This window comes from Arthrobacter sp. MYb229, assembly GCF_002975405.1.
GTDB lineage: Bacteria > Actinomycetota > Actinomycetes > Actinomycetales > Micrococcaceae > Glutamicibacter.
On record NZ_PCPS01000006.1, the window covers coordinates 81,264 to 98,707 of the forward strand.

Consider the following 17,444-nt stretch of genomic DNA (forward strand, 5'->3'; position numbering starts at 1 on the left):
AGTGGATCGAAGTTTCCCAATCAGCGGCTCGGCAGGCAAGGAGGTGGCGAACGGTGAGGAAACAAACTTTCTCGTTAGTGCACCATCGGGCAGTGAACCTAGGTGGAGGACACAGCGAGAAAACGGTGAAAGCTGTATCACAAAAGCACAAGCAAGATCCACTTAGAAAAGATAACAACTTCGGCGGTGGATTCGAAGAAATCGCCCAAAAAAGGGATCGTCGAAAAAATTTCTTTGGCCGTTTTGACCTGTATTTACGGGGTTTCTGAAAGAATCCTGAGTTGCGTAGGGTGCGGGGTCGTGCGCTATGGTCATTTATAACGTTTCGATAACACTCGCAGTGTTATGGGGAAACACCTACTGCCGGGACTTCCAAACCGCTCACCAGGGCAGTACTTCAAAAAAAGTCGAAATGCGACGCAGAGCGGTGCACAGGGATGGCCTAGGAAGGCCTGAGCGTGGAAGGGCACTGGAGAGTCATGATCCAGCAGAAGACCAAAAACATCATTCGTCGCGGTGGAGCCACCTTGGCCGCCGTAGCAGTAGCAAGCACCGCAGTCGTCGCCTCGACCGTGCCGGCTTCCGCGGCTAGCAGCTGGGACAAGCTTGCACAGTGTGAATCCGGTGGCAACTGGTCCATCAACACCGGCAACGGTTACTACGGTGGCTTGCAGTTCTCGCTTCAGACTTGGAAGGCATTCGGCGGCAGTGGCATGCCTAACCAGGCTTCGAAGGCCGAGCAGATTCGTATCGCCACCAAGGTCCAGGCCGGACAGGGTTGGGGTGCGTGGCCAGCTTGCTCGGCGAAGCTTGGGCTGAGCGGCACGCCATCGGGCAACTCGGCTCCGGAAGCTCCAAAGAAGCAGGCTCCAAAGCAGCAGGCAGCGCCAAAGCAGCAGGCAGCGCCTAAGCAGCAGACCACCAAGAAGGCTGCGCCTTCGCAGTCGTTGGAGCGCACCGGTAGCTCCAAGAAGGTCACGCAGCCAAGCGCTGGCAAGCACGTTGAAGCGGCACCTCAGGCACCAGTTTTCAACATCAAGGTTACCGACTCGGGCAAGGACTACACCGTAAAGTCCGGCGATACTCTTGCGAAGATTGCTGACAGCTTGGGCGTCAAGGACTGGCGTGGATTGTTCGTGCTGAACGACGATCAGTTGAATGACCCAGATCTGATCATGGTTGGTCAGACCCTGAACGTACCAGCGAACTAATTTCGCTTTTGGTCTTGAGCTCGTGCCATTACCCAGCTGGGTAATGGCACGAGCTCAAGGTGTTTAACCCTGCGTCTGCAGGGCAGGCACCGCGGTATCCGCAGCATTTGCCTGTGATTGAGCGCAATGGCACGCTAGCCACATGCCTAAAAGTCAGTTCACGCGGGGATGAGTACCTCCCAGCTCCGAGATGTGCCTTCACTCGATGCCGAATTTGCCCAGTGTGGGCTGCTTCCAGCTCTGCGTGCAAAGAACTGGAGTGGGCCCCGGCGGTGGTGGGGTGGGCCTTTGGACGTTGAGGGGCTAACGATTGCCTCCACCGAATTATGTGCCGCGGCGGTTAATCAGCTGACCGGCAGCCAAGATTTGTTCACCATCGATGCTCGCAGGGCTGCCGCCGCCTTTGCTTCCACGAAACACTTGCGCATCGCTGGGCAACGAAGAGATGCGTTCGATGCCTGTTCTGGGTTCTATCAAACGAGCGACGGCTGGATACGCACGCACGCGAATTATCCGCATCACCGTCGCGCCCTGCTCCAAGCCTTGAGGATTGACCGCCCCGAACGGCTCGCTGAGTCTCTTCTGATGGTTGAAGCCGGCGACGTCGTCGAACTGATCACCGCCTGCGGAGGGATCGCGGCAGAGGTTCGAACGCGCGCGCAATGGCAAGCTACGGCAATGGGGCAAGCGGCTGCCGCCGGACCTTGGGTCGAGTTCGCGATGAGCGAGGTGTCGCAGGGCCGATTGTGGAAATATTCTCAAGACTTAGCCAAGCCGCTTCGAGGGCTACGCGTCCTGGACTTCACCCGGGTCATAGCGGGACCCACTTCCTCGCGTACCCTAGCGATGTTGGGTGCCGACGTCCTACGTGTCGATCCTCCGCAAATGCCCGAACTGCAGGGCCAGTACATAGAAACCGGATTCGGAAAGCGAAGCACGGAAATTGACCTGCGCGATCTGCGGCAGGCAAACACCGTGCATGAGCTGTTGAGCGAAGCAGACGTGGTTTTACTCGGGTACCGTCCCGGTGCTTTAGCGGCGCACGAATTGCGGACTCAGCAGCTACGCGAACGCTATCCGAATCTAATCATCGTCGAGTTGTGCGCATGGGGTGACACCGGCCCCTACGCAAAGCGTCGTGGCTTCGACAGCATCGTACAAGCCGCATGCGGTATCGCGGATATCTACCGGGACGCCGAGGGCAGACCGGGCGCATTGCCGGTGCAGGCGCTGGATCATGCAACCGGATACGGGATGGCTGCGGCCGTGGTGTCCTTGGCGGCTGCGCGAAGAACTCAGGGAATGACCGGCCACGCGAGATTCTCGCTGGTTCGCACGGCTACGGCACTGCTGGAGCAGCCCTTGCCAACTGCGGACATTGAACCGCTGGGTCAACCCGCAGTGCGCAAGATCAACAGTACGTTCGGAGAACTGACCTATGCCCCGCCAGCTCTATCGTGTGGAGGCCTGGCACTTGATTATGCAGGGCCGCCGGCTCCCTACGGCACAGATGAGCCCGTCTGGCGCTAATCGAAGGATTTCAGCCCGCCAAGCGCAGCAGGTGCTCGGCATGTGCCGCAGCCCGGTCTTTGAAGGCGGCCGAAATTTCCACGAACCGCTCCCGGCTTGCTTGGCCAGGCCAGTTATCGGGGAGCATCTGTTCGGGGAGACCCGGATCAAGGTACGGGATGGCTCGCCACGCATCAATGAGCACGACATAGCCGAGATAGGCATCTTCAGCGTCTATCGACGTCGCGTCGAGTCCCGCCGTGGCAGCAAGAAAAGAGCGGTGGAGTTTGGCCAATTTGTCCAAGTCCCACCACTGTGCGGAGGCTTCACGGGCCGATCCCGGGTGGTCGAATGTCTCCGAAATGAAAAGCGTGGCGTAGTTCCTCGCGTCCAAGGCTCCCAGGACTTCCAAGACCTCGGATTGCAAATATTCGGGGAAGATCCACAGGCCAGCCGAGACGAGGCCTCCACCTAACTGGACGAAATGTTTGCGCAGCTGATGCCGGGTGGCGCGCAGGGCTTCCGGCAAGGAAAAAGCGACAAGGACCCAACGATCGGAATGTTCCATGCAACGCGGAGTGAAAATACGCCTATTGCCGCGGGCAAACATCGCCATAGCGGGCGTGGTCACCGAAAGTGCCGCAGGCCCCGCGGTTTCCAGTACACCGCGGTCGATGAGCCGCGAAACAGCGGTCTGTGCTGCGGGAGTCGACACCCCTGCCGCTCGAGCCATCTCAATGATTCGGGGACGTGGAACCGGCGTTGTCTCATGGCGCAGGTAGAGGCCGGCAATGGTGCGTACCACCGACGCCGCGCTACCGGTCCTAGACTCGAAATCATCAAGGGCGAATGCGGCAAGGGGGCTAGTCGGAGCCAATTTCTGTACGCACCGCAAAGAGCTCGGGGAAGAAGGTCAGGTCCAGTGCGCGTTTCAGGAAGCTGACGCCTGATGAGCCGCCGGTCCCGGATTTGAAGCCGATGGTTCGTTGCACCACGCGCAAGTGGCGGAAGCGCCAAGCTTGGAAGTTGTCTTCCAGATCCACTAGGTCTTCACAGGCCTGGTAGAGATTCCACACGGTATCTTCGGACTCGTAGATTTCCTTGAAGATTGGCACTAGCGACGCTTGGAATTCCCAGGGCTTGGTGACATCGCGTTCGAGGATTTCTGAGGAGATCTGGTAGCCCTTGCGCGAAAGCGCAGCGAGGAAGGCGTCGTAAAGTGTTGGTTCGTTAAGTAGCTCGGTGAGCGTTTCGTGTGCCTTCGGGTCTGATTCGTGCACCTTGAGCATGCCTTCGTGCTTGTTGCCGAGGATAAACTCCACCGCACGGTATTGGAATGACTGAAAACCCGAGGATGAGCCGAGGAAACCACGGAACTGCGCGTATTCGCGTGGTGTGAGCGTTGCGAGAACAGACCACTGCTCGGTGAGGGTTTTCTGGATATGTTTCACACGAGCGAGGCATTTCAGGGCCTTGCCGAGGTCGTCCGAGTCGATCAGCCGGCGAGCTTCGAGCAGTTCATGCAGCATCAGCTTCAGCCAGAGTTCGCTGGTCTGGTGCTGAATAATGAACAGCATTTCGTCGTGATGCTCTGGGACGCTGACCGGGTGCTGGGCCGAAAGGATGCGTTCCAAATCCAGGTAGCTTCCGTACGACATGGCATTTCGGAAATCGGTGCGAACGCCGGACTCGATGTCGCGCTGATTCTTGGACTCTGCATGGTCATTACTCATAAAGATCATCGTATCAATATCTTTGCGACCGTCACAATAATGAAAACAAGTTCCCAAGATGAGCTGCAGGGGCATTCGCGCCGGGGCGGGAATAGAATCAACCGCCCGCCCGTTATTACATGCATACGCATATAAAATTTGGATTCAGGATGGGAATAATGAGCAAATCAATCGTGGTCATCTCCGGCGGACTGGGCAACCCTTCGAGCACCTCGCTGCTCGGGCGCCAGATCGGTGAAAGCGTCGCAGCGGAACTGGCCGGTGCAGGAGTCCAAGCCGACGTACTCAACGTAGAATTGCGTGAATTTGCGCAGGACATCGTGAATAACATGCTTACCGGGTTCGCTCCACCTGCGCTGCAGGAAGTCGTGGATGCGGTTGTGAATTCCGACGTACTGGTGGCTGTCACTCCGGTCTTTTCGGCCTCGATTTCGGGACTGTTCAAATCCTTTATCGACATCCTGGATCCGAGGTCGCTGGACGGAAAGCCGGTAGTTTTGGCTGCAACTGCCGGCTCGCAGCGCCATCAACTTGCCGTGGACTACGCCATGCGACCGATCTTCTCCTACCTGCGTACGCAGATCATGCCTACTACCGTTTTTGCCGCTTCGGAAGATTTTGGCGGCGAGGGCCTTGCCGGGACCCTGGCCGAACGCACCCGGCGGGTGGCTCGCGAGGTCATTGTGGCCCTTGCCGCGGATGGAGGAAACCTCCAAGCCGATACCGATCTGGCGGATACGCGCTCGATTGCTCCATCGGTCAGCGACACGGCAAACCCCAACGACCCGCTAACCACACTTCCGTTCGAAGCCCTACTGGCGAACATCCAGGGGAGCAAAAGCTGATCCACGATCTAGCCGTTGCCTCCGGACGTTGCGGGCGGCGGATGTTAGTACGATGTGCCAGAAGCCTTGAAGCTCGATAGCATATTTACTTGTGAGCTATGTCATCCACAAAGCCCATGTAGATTTAATTCGAATGCGAAAGGTGTAGCCGTCGATGCTATCCGAGGAAATTATCACGGCGATTGCCGATGAACTTGTCGAGGCAGGCGCTACCCGTACGCCCGTGCCGCTCCTGACCGCACGCTACCCGGAAATGACCGTCGAGGACTCCTACCGGGTGCAAAACCTGTGGCGCCAGCGCAGCGAAGCCAACGGCCGTGTCTTGGCAGGCCGGAAGATCGGCTTGACCTCGCGCGCCATGCAGATGGCGACCGGAATCACCGAACCTGACTACGGCATCATTTTCGAAGATATGGTGCTGGACACCGGGTGCACCTTCAACTGGGATCAATACACGTTCCCACGAGTGGAGATGGAACTCGCTTTTAAACTGAAGAAAGATATCGAAGGCCCAAACGCGAATATTTTTGACGTGCTGGAGGCCACCGAATATGTGATTCCGGCCCTGGAGATCCTAGACTCCCGCATTGAGATGAAGGGCCGCAGCATCGTCGACACCATTAGCGACAACGCCGCGATGGGTGCCATGGTCATCGGTGGCACACCGATGAAGCCGGATGCCATCGACCTGCGTTGGGTCTCGGGCATCCTGTTCAAGAACCAGACCATCGAAGAGACCGGGGTCGCAGCGGGCGTGCTAAACCACCCGGCCGCTGGAGTGTACTGGTTGGCGAATAAAATCGTTCCGCACGGGGACAAGCTCAACGCCGGGGAGATCATCCTGGCCGGCTCATTCACCCGTCCCATGCCGGTGGACAAGGGCGACACGGTCTTTGCGGACTACGGACCGATGGGAACCGTGACATGTCATTTCGAGTAGAACCCGACCCGTCGCTCAAGGACGCGCTGCGCGAGGCAGACCATGCGCTCACCGGCATCTGGGTCTGCTCCGCCTCGGCGCTCAACGCAGAGATCTGCGCGGGCGCAGGCTTTGACTGGCTATTCATCGATGCCGAGCATTCACCCAATGACCTGCAGAACATCTTGGCGCAGCTCCAAGCGGTGCGCGGCTATTCCACCATCCCGGTAGTGCGCCCGCCGGTCAACGACCCGGTCGTTATCAAGCAGTTCTTGGATCTGGGCGTGCAGTCGCTGATCATTCCGATGGTCAACGATGCCCAGCAAGCGGCTAGCGCGGTCGCCGCATGCAACTATCCGCCGCTTGGCGTGCGCGGTGTCGGCTCGGCGCTGGCGCGATCGGCGCGCTGGAACCGAATTCCCGACTACCTTAATCGTGCAGGCGATACGATCACCGTGATGGTGCAGATCGAGTCGGCTGAGGCGGTGTCAAACGTCGCCCAGATCGTTGGCACCGAAGGTGTTGATGGGATCTTTATCGGCCCCTCGGATCTGGCAGCATCAATGGGCGTGATCGGTCAGCAAGGCCACCCGGATGTGGTCTCCGGCGTGCTGCAGTCCATCGAGGCAGCAAAAGCCGCCGGCAAATATGCCGGAGTGAATGCCTTCGATCAGGCAACTGCGCGAAAGTACATCGAAGCCGGCGCCGATTATGTGGGTGTCGGTGCCGACGTTGCCTTGCTTGCCCGGGCCACGGAGGCATTGGCCGCGAGCTTTAAGGACGATGGACAGGCAGCTGCTCCGGCAAGTTACTAGCTTCCGGTCCGATGACCTGATGGGTTGCCGTTGCGCGTCGCTTCTCGGTGGGCGGCGGCAATGGTGGCACCATTGAAGATGATGAGCCGCGAAAAGAAACCCATGAAAGCCGTGATGCTGCGCTTGCGCAACGGATGGCCAATGCCCCTTGCCCTGCAGGGTGTGTTCGAGATTGTGCAATCTGTCGTGTTCTGCATGGCGCTGCTGATCGTGCCCCTGGTTGCGGTGTATTTCAGCGGTGGGTTCCTCGAAGAATCCTTTGAAACGATCCTGCAATTTGGCGGCCTGCTGTGGCTATTGATTCACGGGGTTCCGCTAGAAGTCATGAACCTCGGACCGGAGGCAGATCCCAGCTCGGCCTCCGGGTGGTTGACACTTTTGCCGTTGGGCTTGAGCTTGCTGCCATTCATTTTCTGCTGGCGCGCAGGGCGGCGAATCGCGAGGGCCTCATACACCGACCAGTTGTGGCAAGGCCTTGCAGGGGCATTCATTACCTATGGTGCCATCGGCACCGGCATGGCCTTCCTGGCGAGTAACGCATACGCGAGGGCAGACGTCGTGCCGGCGACCTTTATCCCGCTGATCATCGCCTTCATCGGACTGATCTTTGGCGCACGCCGGGAAGCCGGTACCTGGGGCAGGCTCATCGGCGTCGACGTTGCGGCACATATATCGCGTGTCTCGCCACATCGGCGTTGGGCCGGATCCTATGTATGGCACGTCATCGTGGCCGGTTTCATCGGATATATGGCCGCCGTAGCTATTTCCGGCATCTTGATGAGTGTGACCGTGGGATTGCACTGGGCCGATGTAGCAAATATTTACCAGGAGCTGCGTCCGGGCCCCATCGGTTCCTTTGCGCTGACCCTGCTGCAGCTGGGGCTGATCCCGAATGCGGTATTTTGGGTGCTGTCTTGGATTAGCGGTGGCGGTTTTAGCATCGGCGCCGGAAGCACGCTTTCAACGTTGGAAACCACCGTGGGTCCGCTGCCGTCCATGCCGCTCTTCGCGGCATTGCCCTCGGGCGAAGCGGGAAATCAATGGCTATTTCTCTTGCTCCCGGTAGTTGCCGGAATCGTTGCTGGCTGGTACTTCCTTCGTGTGGGAGAAAACCATCTGGAAGATTGGTTTGCCCGCCGCATCCCTTTTACAATTCTCTCCCTTGGCCTGTCCACCATGTGCCTTTCAATCTTCACCGGAATAGTCGCCGGTCTCGTGAGCTTGAGCGGTTCATGGTTATCTTCGGGTTCCTTGGCCGTTGGCCGGCTGACCGAGTTGGGCCCGCATATGTGGATCACCGCCGGCGCGTTGGCGCTGCAAATTGGTTTGGGTACCGCGATCGGCTATCTGGTTGCCCCCTTGTTCGAAACTGATCCCGTACTAGAAGGATAGAAAACCCCGGCAACCTCAGGTTCGCATTCAATTCAGCGAAGGGCAACCGGCCTCCGAGTTGGTTGGGCCTTGTAGCCAGCGGGGCGAGAGGCGCAGAAAAGCATGCGATCTTTTTGCACAGCGCTGCGGTGGTGGCGCACCCGCGTATGGACCGAATCAACTGTCGAGCACTTTGGCGTTTCAGCGTAGATCATTGCATCTGAGATTCCAAGGTGTTCGTTTTTGCTTTAATCCAATGGCCGTATCGTCAGCGAATCACCATTCGGGCGGGGAAGCTGGAAATCGCCCAGTTCCTGAGAAGTCTCTGAAGTCATGACAAGCAAGACGGCCGAATCATTGCTGAGGATTTCCACCGCAGGACGAAGGTCGGTGTGATTATTGGGTACTAGCTTGTTGATCGTCTCGGTGGCGGTTTGCTCTGAAATATCCGGTGGCAACAGGAATGTCACCACGTCGAAACTCGACTCGCCGCCGGTTACCGCTAGCAGGATACCGTTCTCGGCCACATGCTCGACCGGTGGACAGGTTGAGGCGGCGACTTCGGGTTCCATGCCTTGCTCTTTTGGTGCGGCCACGGTGATCAAGCAGAGCTCGCCGTTGACGCCTTCGGCCACAAAATGGTCGCCATAACTCGACTGCGCCAACATCCTCAGCGCTTCGGCGGTGTAGGCCTCGGAAGTCTCGAAACCCTCCGGTAGCCGGTCTGCGTCTCCAGCTTCTTCGCTCAACACCGGCATTAGTTCGGTTGCGTCCGGAACCGGGGCGGTAGTTTCCTCGGACGCGGTATCGGCACTGCAGGCCGAAAGCATGAACAGCCCGAGGAGAGCCAAGACCAATACCTTGCCGGCGTGATGATTCTTCATACTCTTGCGGTCCTTGAACTGTGAGGATTTGGCGTGCTTATCAAGCAGTCTAATCAAGGAGATCCGCGGGGCAAAAAACGGTTGAAATAAATAACTCCTAGTAGTCCGCTAGGCTTTCAAATCCCAAATGTGGTGCAGTACATCGTGCCAAGCGTACTGGTTCAAAGTAGCTACGGTGAAGGCTGCGCCATTGGAGCGCAGCCCCTTGCGGCCATAATCGGAGCTGTCGATGCGGGCCAGCTTGTTGCTATAGAGCGAGGCTGCGGCTCGCAACCGTGCTGCTGCCTCGTCGACTTCGAGCTGGTTGTAGTTGCCCTTTTCGGCGGCCTGGTCCTGGTCCCAGCTGGGGAAGGTCGGATCATCCTGAGTGGTCATAAGCTCCAAACGGCGAGTCATCGTCACCAGCATCTCGGCTACATGAAGCACATATTCTTGATCGCTCCAACGCGTCGGGCTGGTGCGCTCTTGCGCCTGCGGGCGGCGCAATGCGAGCAGGTAGCGGTCGACGAGCTGGGGGAGCTGTTCGATAACATCGGCTGGAGACACGTTCCTCACGTCGTGATGGCATTCGGTGCAGACGGATTCTAGGACGAAGGTCCAATTCTTGTCATCCGGAATGATCTCGGTCATGGCATGCTCCTTTTCTGGTTGCGCTTCTGCCCAGTCTAGGCTGTGCAGCGCAGCTATTGTGAGCGCCGTTACTTCACCTGCCGGCGGCGGCGATAACCGCACGCCAAAGGAACCGTAGAATAGCCTGTATGCGCATTGTTGTACTTGTTTCCGGAACCGGTTCGAACCTTCAATCGGTCATTGACGCCGTGGCAACTGGCGAATTGCCTCATGTAGAGATCGCCGCAGTCGGTGCGGACAAGCACGGCACCTACGGCGTTGAGCGTTCGGCGGCCGCCGGCATCGAAACCTTCGTGGTCAATTTCAAGGACTACGCCGACCGCGGGCAGTGGAATCATGAGCTCACCGAAAAGTGCCTGTCCTACCGGCCCGACTACGTGGTTTCCTCCGGATTCATGCGCATTGTCGGCGAGGAATTCATCGATGCTTTCGACGGCACGTACATCAACACTCACCCGGCCTTGCTGCCTTCCTTCCCGGGAGCCCACGGCGTGCGGGACGCCTTGGCCTATGGGGTCAAGGTCACCGGCTGCACGGTGCACATCGCCGACGCCGGGGTAGACACCGGCCCGATCCTACGTCAAGAAGCCGTGGCAGTGCGCGACGAGGATACCGAAGACACCTTGCACGAACGCATCAAGCTGGTCGAACGCCGCTTGCTGATCGATACCTTGGCGGATCTGGCAACGGGCAAGTAGCCAGCAACGGCACAAAGTAGACTGGATGGCGACATGACTGAACATCCACACCCGGCAGAGCCCACCGGCGACGACGCCCACTTTACCGAAGCCGAACTCGAAACCGCCCTGAAGGTCTTGGGCATGGTGCACCGGCTTCCCAGCGAGGATGAGCGGCATATCGCCGTCCGCCGTGCCACCAGCAACATGTTCAAGGCCGCCAAACGCCACCGCAAATCCCAGAAGCGCGCCGAAATCACCGCGGCAGACCGGGCGGTCATCGAACGCACCGCCACCGGCTCGCCACATCGCTTGGATGACGAAACCCTGGGTCTGGATCTGAGTTCCTCCGCCGCGGAGCAAAGCGCAGGTGAATACCTGCGCCCGCGCGGCTGCTACATCTGCAAGCAGCGCTACACCACGGTCGATGCCTTCCACCATTACCTCTGCCCCGCCTGTGCCGCGCAGGGCCGCGAACGCCGGGACGCCCGCGCAGACCTCAGCGGAAGACGCGCACTGCTCACCGGTGGCCGGGCAAAAATCGGGATGCATATCGCGCTGCGCCTGCTGCGCGACGGCGCCCACACCACCATCACCACGCGTTTCCCACGCGACGCGGTCCGGCGTTTCGCCGCGATCGAAGACTCGGCAGACTGGATGCACCGGCTGCGCATCGTCGGAATCGACCTGCGTGACCCCGCTCAGGTGATCTCGCTGGCCGACCGCGTCGCCGCCGAAGGTCCGCTTGACATCCTGATCAATAACGCGGCCCAGACGGTGCGGCGCACCACCAATTCCTACCAGCACTTGATCGAAGCCGAGCATCAGCAACTTCCGGCTGAGCTCGAATTCGTGCGCGGCGGACCGGAGCTGTGGGGCGAGGCCAATCCGCCGGCAGAACACCCCAAGGCGCTGGCCAGCGCGTTCCGGCTCGAAGATTCAGCCCTGCTGGCACCGGCAGCCCACGCGCAATACGATGCGCAGGCGCTCGCCGAACTAGCGATGACCGCGGGTTCGGCCACCCTCGAAAAAATTGCCACCGGCACCGCGATCGACGCCGGCGGGCTGGTGCCCGACGTGGTCACCGAAAACTCCTGGACGCAGATCCTGGGGGACGTCGACGCGCTGGAAATGCTTGAGGTGCAGCTGTGCAACGTCACCGCGCCGTTCCTGCTGGCCTCGCGGCTGCGCCCGGCGTTGGCCGCGAGCGACGCGCACCGCAAGTACATCGTGAACGTCTCGGCCATGGAGGGCCAGTTCTCCCGCCGCTACAAGGGCGCCGGGCACCCGCACACCAATATGGCCAAGGCCTCGCTGAACATGCTCACGCGCACCAGCGCCGAGGAAATGCTGGTCACCGACCGGATCCTGATGTCCGCGGTGGACACCGGATGGATCACCGACGAGCGCCCGCATGACTCCAAGGTCCGCATGGTCGCCGAGGGCTGGCACGCGCCGCTGGACCTGATCGACGGGGCGGCCCGGGTCTACCAGCCGATCGTCGACGGGGAACGCGGCATCGACCTCTACGGCTGCTTCCTCAAGGACTACGAGCCCTCCCCCTGGTAGGCCACCGGCCACATCCCGGGCTGAGCGAGGCTCGTACCGGGAGCGGCTAGATTCTTGCCCGCCACGCTGGCCGGGCGCCAACCGGATGGCAGGATCACGGGCTGCCGGCGGTGGACCGCCAGCAGCTAGCTTGACTGCGGCGCGGGATGCGCAGGCAATTGCAGCTCGGCGAGAACTTTCGAATCGACGTCGCGCAACTGAATCGAGGAAATTTCGTCCAGCTGCACGGGGACGGCACCGGTCATCTGGGTCTTGCCCGTTTTCGTGGCGCTCCAAGCGCCAGCCTGGTCCACCGCGCCGGTGGAATCGACCACCCAGAGCGACAGCGTGCCCTGAGTGGGAAGTCCGCTACCTTCGAATCGGAGTTCGGTGCCCCAGGCCTTTGCATTCAGCCCCAGACCGACCTGTTGCCCGGTGAGGCCAACAACCTCATAGGTGGCATCCGGCGCCGGGGCTGGGCGCACTACCGGGGCCAGGAAGACCCCGGCGGCCACCGAAGCTGCGACCGCGACCGCGAGCGCCGACCGTTGAATCAGGCGCCGCGAGCGCCGCCGGGCACGCAAGGAGTCCAGCAAATCAACCTCGGCCCTCAGCTCTGGTTCTGTGGGGCGCGGCTCCAGCAAGGTCCGCGCAGTGCCCGCGTCCACCGAACCTAAACGCCCGGCCACGGGAGCGAAGACAGCCAATTCCTGCCGGCATTCCAAGCATCCGGACAGGTGCAGTTCGAAGGCAGCCTGCTCATCAGGGCTCAGCCCGCCGAGCACATGCGCTCCAAGATCAATGTGCTCGTTCACTGCCCAACCCCCATCTCCTCCAAGATCCCGCGCAGGGAACGCATCGCGTAGTAGGCCCGCGATTTCACCGTACCCTCCGGGATGCCAAGATCCCGTGCTGCCTGCGCCACCGTGGAACCGAAATAATGCAGATGCAAAACTACCTTGCGGTGTTCGAAGCTCAAGCGCATGAGCGCTTCCTCCATCAGTATCCGGTCCAAGGCCTCGGATATTTCTCGCGAGGTGTCGCCGGCCTCCGGATCGGTTTCGCCCAAGGGCAGGGCCGAAATTCGGGCAGCCGCCCGGCGGTGCCGATCGATAATCACATTGCGCGCCGTCGCAAACAGATAACTGCGTAGCGAGCCGGTCAATACCGGCGCAGCCTTCCAAACTTTTAGCACGGTCTCCTGCACCACATCTTCGGCCTCGTCCCGATTGTCCGCGACACGCAAGGCAAAGCGCCGCAGAGCCTCTCCATGCTCGCGGTAGATGTCGGAGACTACCTGTGCGTCTAATGGCACCTTCGCTCCAGTCGGTCGTCGTGAGGGCAAAGCTTCACCCACTAAGACGCGCCGGTACGGAAAATGGTTCATTCACATTCCAAGTATGCGCAGAAAAATTTGCAAAAACATGAACCAGAACACATTTCTCTGCGTCTTAGACATTGAGGGCAGTCTGCGGGCAACTCTGCTCAATGGCCTCGCGTGGATTCGGTCTTGGCCGGGGCCAGACCGCTCAGCCCGTCCGATGAAAGGAATGCATCATGAATACGATCAGCCGCAGGAAATTTGCTGCTCCCGCCGCGGTGTTATTTGGCGCGGCCTTGCTGCTTGCCGGTTGCGGTGGCGGCGCGGGCAGCGGCGACGACAGCGGTGGCGGCATGTACGGCGGGCCGAAGAGCACCTCCGAAGCGCCGATGGACACCGCCGCGGGCGTTGATTTGGGCGTTGCTTCCACGAGTTTGGGTGATGTCGTGGTGGACGCGAACGGCATGACCCTGTACTACTTCACCAACGACACGGCCGGCACCACGACCAGCGCCTGCACCGGCGAGTGCCTGGCCAATTGGCCAATCGCCACAACCACCAGCGACACCCCGACCCTGGAAGGAGTCACCGGCGAAGTTGGAACTATCACCAGCCCCGAGGGCGAAATGCATCTGACGCTCAACGGAATGCCGCTGTACACCTTCATCAATGACAGCAAAGCGGGTGATGTTGCCGGCCAAGGGGTTAACGAAGTCTGGTACGCGGTCGCACCCGACGGGACGATGATCCAGTAGCGGCGCCGGATACTGCGGTCGCCTCACGGAGCGGCAAGGGGCGCCTGGTCCATACGAGTCAGCGCGTGGACCAGGCGCCCCTTGCCTGTCGCCGGCTAGCTGGCCAAGCCGAAGCGAACCGTGCGCACCTCGAAGGCACCCAAGGCCAGGCGCACCTCAGCGTCTGCCACCTCGGTGCCGTTCTCGGGGAGCGCATCTTCCAGCAGGCTCACGGTACTCGCCGCCGCGATTTTTGCGTTGATTTTCAAGCTGCCGCGCGCCCGCCGTCCCAGCGACTCGTAGACCCGAACCACCAGGTCGCCGGAGCGATCGGAGGCAAGCTTCACGCTGGAAACCACCAGGCCTTCGCCGTCGAGGGTGACCAGCGGAGCCACCGGCGTGGCACCCTGGATGACCCGCGCGGCGCTGTTCAGCAAGGCTCCTGCCTCGGTCGCCGAGGCGATATCCGCGCCGATGACCAAACCGTAGCGGTGGGTCTGGCGCCCCTGGTCGGTTTCCGGGTCCGGGAATCGCGGAGCGCGCAAGAGCGACAAGCGCAAGGTGGTGGAGATGCCGGCCTCGGTGGAGTCGCGGGTGACATCGAAGCCATAGATGGAATCGTTGATCAGTGCCGCACCGAAGCCGGGCTCCTGCGCGAGCACGAAGCGGTGCATGGAGGTTTCAAACTTCGCAGCCTCCCAACTGGTGTTCACATGGGTGACTCGTTGGTGGTAGCCGAACTGCGTCTCGGCGATCGTATGCTCCGCACGAATATCCAGCGGGAAGGAGACCTTGAGGAACTTCTCCGCCTCATGCCACTCGGTGCTCTGCTTGATCTGCAGGGTCCGTGAGCCAGGCGCCAGAACGAGCTGTTGTTCGATCTTGGAATTCGAGAAGCTGCGCAGAATTGTCAGCTTCACGCTTCCATCCGCTTCGCGGGAAAGCTCCATCGAGTCCACCGCGCGCAAGTCGGTGACCTGATTGCGGTAGTACTTGTCCACGTCCCAGGCATCCCACATATTCGGGAAGTCCTGATGCAGCTGCAGCAGGTTCGCCACCTGCCCCGGAGCGATGGCATCCCGGCCGGTAGCCACATCGATTGCGGAGCTCACCAGACCCTCGGCGGTGACGAAAATCCGCACCAGAGCGTTCTCCAGCAGGTATCCGCCCTCATGGTCCGCGACCTGCACGGCCTCGTGTTCGGCTGCGCAAATTTCGCCGGCGGCCCCGAAGGGTATGCCCGCACGGGCAAAGGCTGCGCCGTTGAAGGTCAGCGATGTCGTGCCGGTTCCGGCGAGCGTTTGCTGCGCTGCACCAATGAGCGTTTCTGCTTCCTCGATGACCTGCGCGTACCGGGCCACCACCTCGCGGTGCACCCAGGCGATCGAGGTGCCCGGGAGGATGTCGTGGAACTGGTGCAGCAATACCGTCTGCCAGAGCGCGTCGATCCGCTCGTAGGGGTATTCGGCACCGGCATAGATGGTGGCGGTGGCCGCCCATAGTTCGGCTTCGACCAGCAGCTGCTCGGTGCGCCGGTTCCCCTGTTTGGTCTGGTGCTGGCTGGTGAGCGTGGCGCGGTGAAGCTCAAGATAGAGTTCGCCCACCCAAACCGGAGGGCTTGGCAACTCTTGCTGGGCGCGGTCAAAGAAGTCGTTGGGATGTTCCCACTTCACCGTGGCGCTGCCTTCAAGGTTTGCCAGTCGGCGCGCCTTGCCGGTCATCTCGCGCGTGGTTCCGCCGCCACCGTCGCCCCAGCCCACCGGGGCGATCGAATTGTTGGTCAGCCGTGACTCGCGGAATTGTCGGGAAGCCTTGGCGACTTCCTCGCCGGAAAGCTGCGAGTTATAGGTATCCATGGAGGGGAAGTGGCTGAATATTCGCGATCCGTCGATTCCCTCCCACAAGAACGAGTGGTGTGGGAATTTATTCTGCTGGTTCCAGGAGATCTTTTGGGTGAAGAACCATTCAAAGCCTGCCCGGCGCATCAGCTGCGGCAGCGCGGGGGAGTAGCCGAAGGAATCCGGAAGCCACACTCCGGCCGAGGTGATCCCGAATTCGTCGCGGAAGAACTTCTGTCCATAGAGGAATTGACGGACCAAAGACTCCCCGGAAGGCATCACCGTGTCCGATTCGACCCACATGCCGCCTAGCGGGAGGAAACGGCCGTCGGCCACCGCCTTTTTCACGCGGTCCCACACTTCGGGACGGTGTTCCTTCAGCCAGGCGTATTGTTGTGCGCTGGACATTCCGTAGAGGAACTCATCATCGTAATCCAGCAGTTCCACCATGGAGGAGCAGGTGCGTGAGACCTTACGGATGGTTTCGCGCAGTGGCCACAACCAGGCGGAGTCGATATGCGAGTGGCCGATCGCCGAAATCTGATGGGCGCTGTGTTCCGCCGGGGCGGCGAGCACCTGGGCGAGCCGGTCGCGTGCAGCCTGCGCGGTGTCAACGATGCGCTGCAGGTCCAGCACGTCCATTGAGTTATCCAGCGCCTGCAGAATCTGCATGCGACGTGGACCTTCGGGCAGCTCGGCTTGCAGATCCAGCAGCACTTCAAGGTCGAGGACCAGATCATGGACGACCGGTTCGAAGACCGCTAAATCCATGCGGCGAGTGGTGTAGAGCTTGCGCGGGGACGAGGTAAGGATATCTCCCTGCTCGGTGGGCAAGAACGGGTGATAATCAAGGAGCACCGGATTGGAAGCTGCCTCCAAAAAGAGCTCGAGTTGTTCACCGCCCTCGGCTGACTCGCTGACCGGAACCCATTGATTGCGCGGGTTCAGCGCCTTGATGGTGATTCCGTCGGGACGGTAAATCAGCCCTTCGCACTGGAACCCGGTCATGTTGGCATCGAAGCCCAGGTCAATGACCGCCTCCACGCGGCGTCCGGCCCAACTTTCCGGGACCTGCCCGCGAAGCCTGAACCAGGTGGTACCCCAAGCGGCACCCCACGCGGCGCCGACCTGCGTCGGCGTGTAGTCAAGGGCGATACCTTCCACGGCGGGGATCGGTTCACCTGGCAGCTCATGCCACGACACCTCGAACGGGACCGAATCCGAATACACCGAGGGACGGATTCGTTCATTGAGGACGCGTTTGACGCGTCCGGTGGTCAGCGAGATGTCATCATGCATGAATGCCTTTCTCGGAACAACGGTTCCTTGAGAACAGTAAGCTTGCATTTAGACTATCCAATAAGCGGAATGGTTGAGCTCTCCACCGCGCTCTCACGTGGACGGTTCTG

Annotated in this window: 18 protein-coding genes; 10 read left to right on the forward strand and 8 right to left on the reverse strand. The window is 60.4% G+C overall.

Annotation, left to right across the window (positions count from 1 at the left end):
* The first annotated feature begins 53 nt into the window (after positions 1 to 53).
* Positions 54 to 269 carry a hypothetical protein gene (locus tag CQ019_RS18340; protein ID WP_141393623.1) on the forward strand — a complete coding sequence of 72 codons (216 nt, stop codon included), beginning with the start codon at positions 54 to 56 and terminating at the stop codon, positions 267 to 269.
* Positions 270 to 479: 210 nt separating this feature from the next.
* On the forward strand, positions 480 to 1,211 hold the full coding sequence (locus CQ019_RS15160; RefSeq protein WP_096289114.1) for a transglycosylase family protein: 732 nt from the start codon (positions 480 to 482) through the stop codon (positions 1,209 to 1,211).
* Between the two features lie 324 nt (positions 1,212 to 1,535).
* On the opposite strand, the gene CQ019_RS18805 is transcribed toward CQ019_RS15160, so the two are convergent.
* Entirely contained in the window at positions 1,536 to 1,751 is a 216-nt protein-coding gene (locus CQ019_RS18805; protein WP_258134019.1) for a hypothetical protein, read from the reverse strand.
* 45 nt (positions 1,752 to 1,796) lie between these two features.
* Here CQ019_RS18805 and CQ019_RS15165 point away from each other — a divergent pair, with 45 nt between their 5' ends.
* Positions 1,797 to 2,741 (forward strand): CoA transferase, encoded by a 945-nt coding sequence (locus CQ019_RS15165; RefSeq protein ID WP_258134020.1) that lies wholly within the window; start codon positions 1,797 to 1,799, stop codon positions 2,739 to 2,741.
* A 10-nt stretch (positions 2,742 to 2,751) separates the two neighbouring features.
* Here the strand turns inward: CQ019_RS15165 and CQ019_RS15170 are convergent, their stop codons facing one another.
* Together CQ019_RS15170 and kynA are read right to left on the reverse strand one after the other, a co-directional pair.
* Positions 2,752 to 3,453: a PaaX family transcriptional regulator C-terminal domain-containing protein gene (locus CQ019_RS15170; RefSeq protein ID WP_176484311.1), complete on the reverse strand. Its 702-nt coding sequence runs from the start codon at positions 3,451 to 3,453 to the stop codon at positions 2,752 to 2,754.
* A gap of 130 nt (positions 3,454 to 3,583) precedes the next feature.
* Complete coding sequence (gene kynA, locus CQ019_RS15175) at positions 3,584 to 4,453, reverse strand: tryptophan 2,3-dioxygenase (protein WP_105554234.1); 870 nt, start codon at positions 4,451 to 4,453, stop codon at positions 3,584 to 3,586.
* A gap of 158 nt (positions 4,454 to 4,611) precedes the next feature.
* Here kynA and CQ019_RS15180 point away from each other — a divergent pair, with 158 nt between their 5' ends.
* From CQ019_RS15180 to CQ019_RS15195, 4 genes are all read left to right on the forward strand, one after another.
* The gene (locus CQ019_RS15180; protein WP_096289108.1) at positions 4,612 to 5,298 is read left to right on the forward strand and encodes a CE1759 family FMN reductase; all 687 of its coding nucleotides are present in this window, start codon (positions 4,612 to 4,614) and stop codon (positions 5,296 to 5,298) included.
* A gap of 154 nt (positions 5,299 to 5,452) precedes the next feature.
* A complete protein-coding gene (gene hpaH, locus CQ019_RS15185) occupies positions 5,453 to 6,238 on the forward strand; it encodes a 2-oxo-hept-4-ene-1,7-dioate hydratase (protein WP_105570042.1) in 786 nt (261 codons plus the stop codon).
* Positions 6,223 to 7,032 carry an aldolase/citrate lyase family protein gene (locus CQ019_RS15190; protein ID WP_105554180.1) on the forward strand — a complete coding sequence of 270 codons (810 nt, stop codon included), beginning with the start codon at positions 6,223 to 6,225 and terminating at the stop codon, positions 7,030 to 7,032. Before hpaH ends, CQ019_RS15190 begins: the two co-directional genes overlap by 16 nt.
* Before the next feature lie 60 nt (positions 7,033 to 7,092).
* Complete coding sequence (locus CQ019_RS15195; protein ID WP_258134021.1) at positions 7,093 to 8,424, forward strand: DUF6350 family protein; 1,332 nt, start codon at positions 7,093 to 7,095, stop codon at positions 8,422 to 8,424.
* 227 nt (positions 8,425 to 8,651) lie between these two features.
* Here CQ019_RS15195 and CQ019_RS15200 read toward each other — a convergent pair whose 3' ends face one another.
* Positions 8,652 to 9,287, reverse strand: a complete 636-nt coding sequence (locus CQ019_RS15200; RefSeq protein ID WP_096289100.1) for a hypothetical protein — start codon at positions 9,285 to 9,287, stop codon at positions 8,652 to 8,654.
* A 108-nt stretch (positions 9,288 to 9,395) separates the two neighbouring features.
* On the reverse strand, positions 9,396 to 9,917 hold the full coding sequence (locus tag CQ019_RS15205) for a DinB family protein (RefSeq protein ID WP_096289098.1): 522 nt from the start codon (positions 9,915 to 9,917) through the stop codon (positions 9,396 to 9,398).
* Positions 9,918 to 10,045: 128 nt separating this feature from the next.
* Here CQ019_RS15205 and purN point away from each other — a divergent pair, with 128 nt between their 5' ends.
* Together purN and CQ019_RS15215 are read left to right on the forward strand one after the other, a co-directional pair.
* Positions 10,046 to 10,615: a phosphoribosylglycinamide formyltransferase gene (gene purN / locus CQ019_RS15210; protein WP_096289096.1), complete on the forward strand. Its 570-nt coding sequence runs from the start codon at positions 10,046 to 10,048 to the stop codon at positions 10,613 to 10,615.
* Between the two features lie 33 nt (positions 10,616 to 10,648).
* A complete protein-coding gene (locus CQ019_RS15215; protein ID WP_181148536.1) occupies positions 10,649 to 12,163 on the forward strand; it encodes an SDR family NAD(P)-dependent oxidoreductase in 1,515 nt (504 codons plus the stop codon).
* A 125-nt stretch (positions 12,164 to 12,288) separates the two neighbouring features.
* Here CQ019_RS15215 and CQ019_RS15220 read toward each other — a convergent pair whose 3' ends face one another.
* Both CQ019_RS15220 and CQ019_RS15225 read right to left on the reverse strand, forming a co-directional pair.
* Complete coding sequence (locus CQ019_RS15220) at positions 12,289 to 12,957, reverse strand: zf-HC2 domain-containing protein (RefSeq protein ID WP_181148539.1); 669 nt, start codon at positions 12,955 to 12,957, stop codon at positions 12,289 to 12,291.
* On the reverse strand, positions 12,954 to 13,457 hold the full coding sequence (locus CQ019_RS15225) for a sigma-70 family RNA polymerase sigma factor (protein ID WP_105570043.1): 504 nt from the start codon (positions 13,455 to 13,457) through the stop codon (positions 12,954 to 12,956). The genes CQ019_RS15220 and CQ019_RS15225 overlap by 4 nt, the downstream gene beginning before the upstream one ends.
* A 242-nt stretch (positions 13,458 to 13,699) precedes the next feature.
* On the opposite strand from CQ019_RS15225, the gene CQ019_RS15230 reads away from it, so the two are divergent.
* Positions 13,700 to 14,218 carry a hypothetical protein gene (locus tag CQ019_RS15230; RefSeq protein WP_105570044.1) on the forward strand — a complete coding sequence of 173 codons (519 nt, stop codon included), beginning with the start codon at positions 13,700 to 13,702 and terminating at the stop codon, positions 14,216 to 14,218.
* Between the two features lie 95 nt (positions 14,219 to 14,313).
* On the opposite strand, the gene CQ019_RS15235 is transcribed toward CQ019_RS15230, so the two are convergent.
* On the reverse strand, positions 14,314 to 17,334 hold the full coding sequence (locus CQ019_RS15235) for a glycoside hydrolase family 38 C-terminal domain-containing protein (RefSeq protein ID WP_105570045.1): 3,021 nt from the start codon (positions 17,332 to 17,334) through the stop codon (positions 14,314 to 14,316).
* Positions 17,335 to 17,444 lie beyond the last annotated feature (110 nt).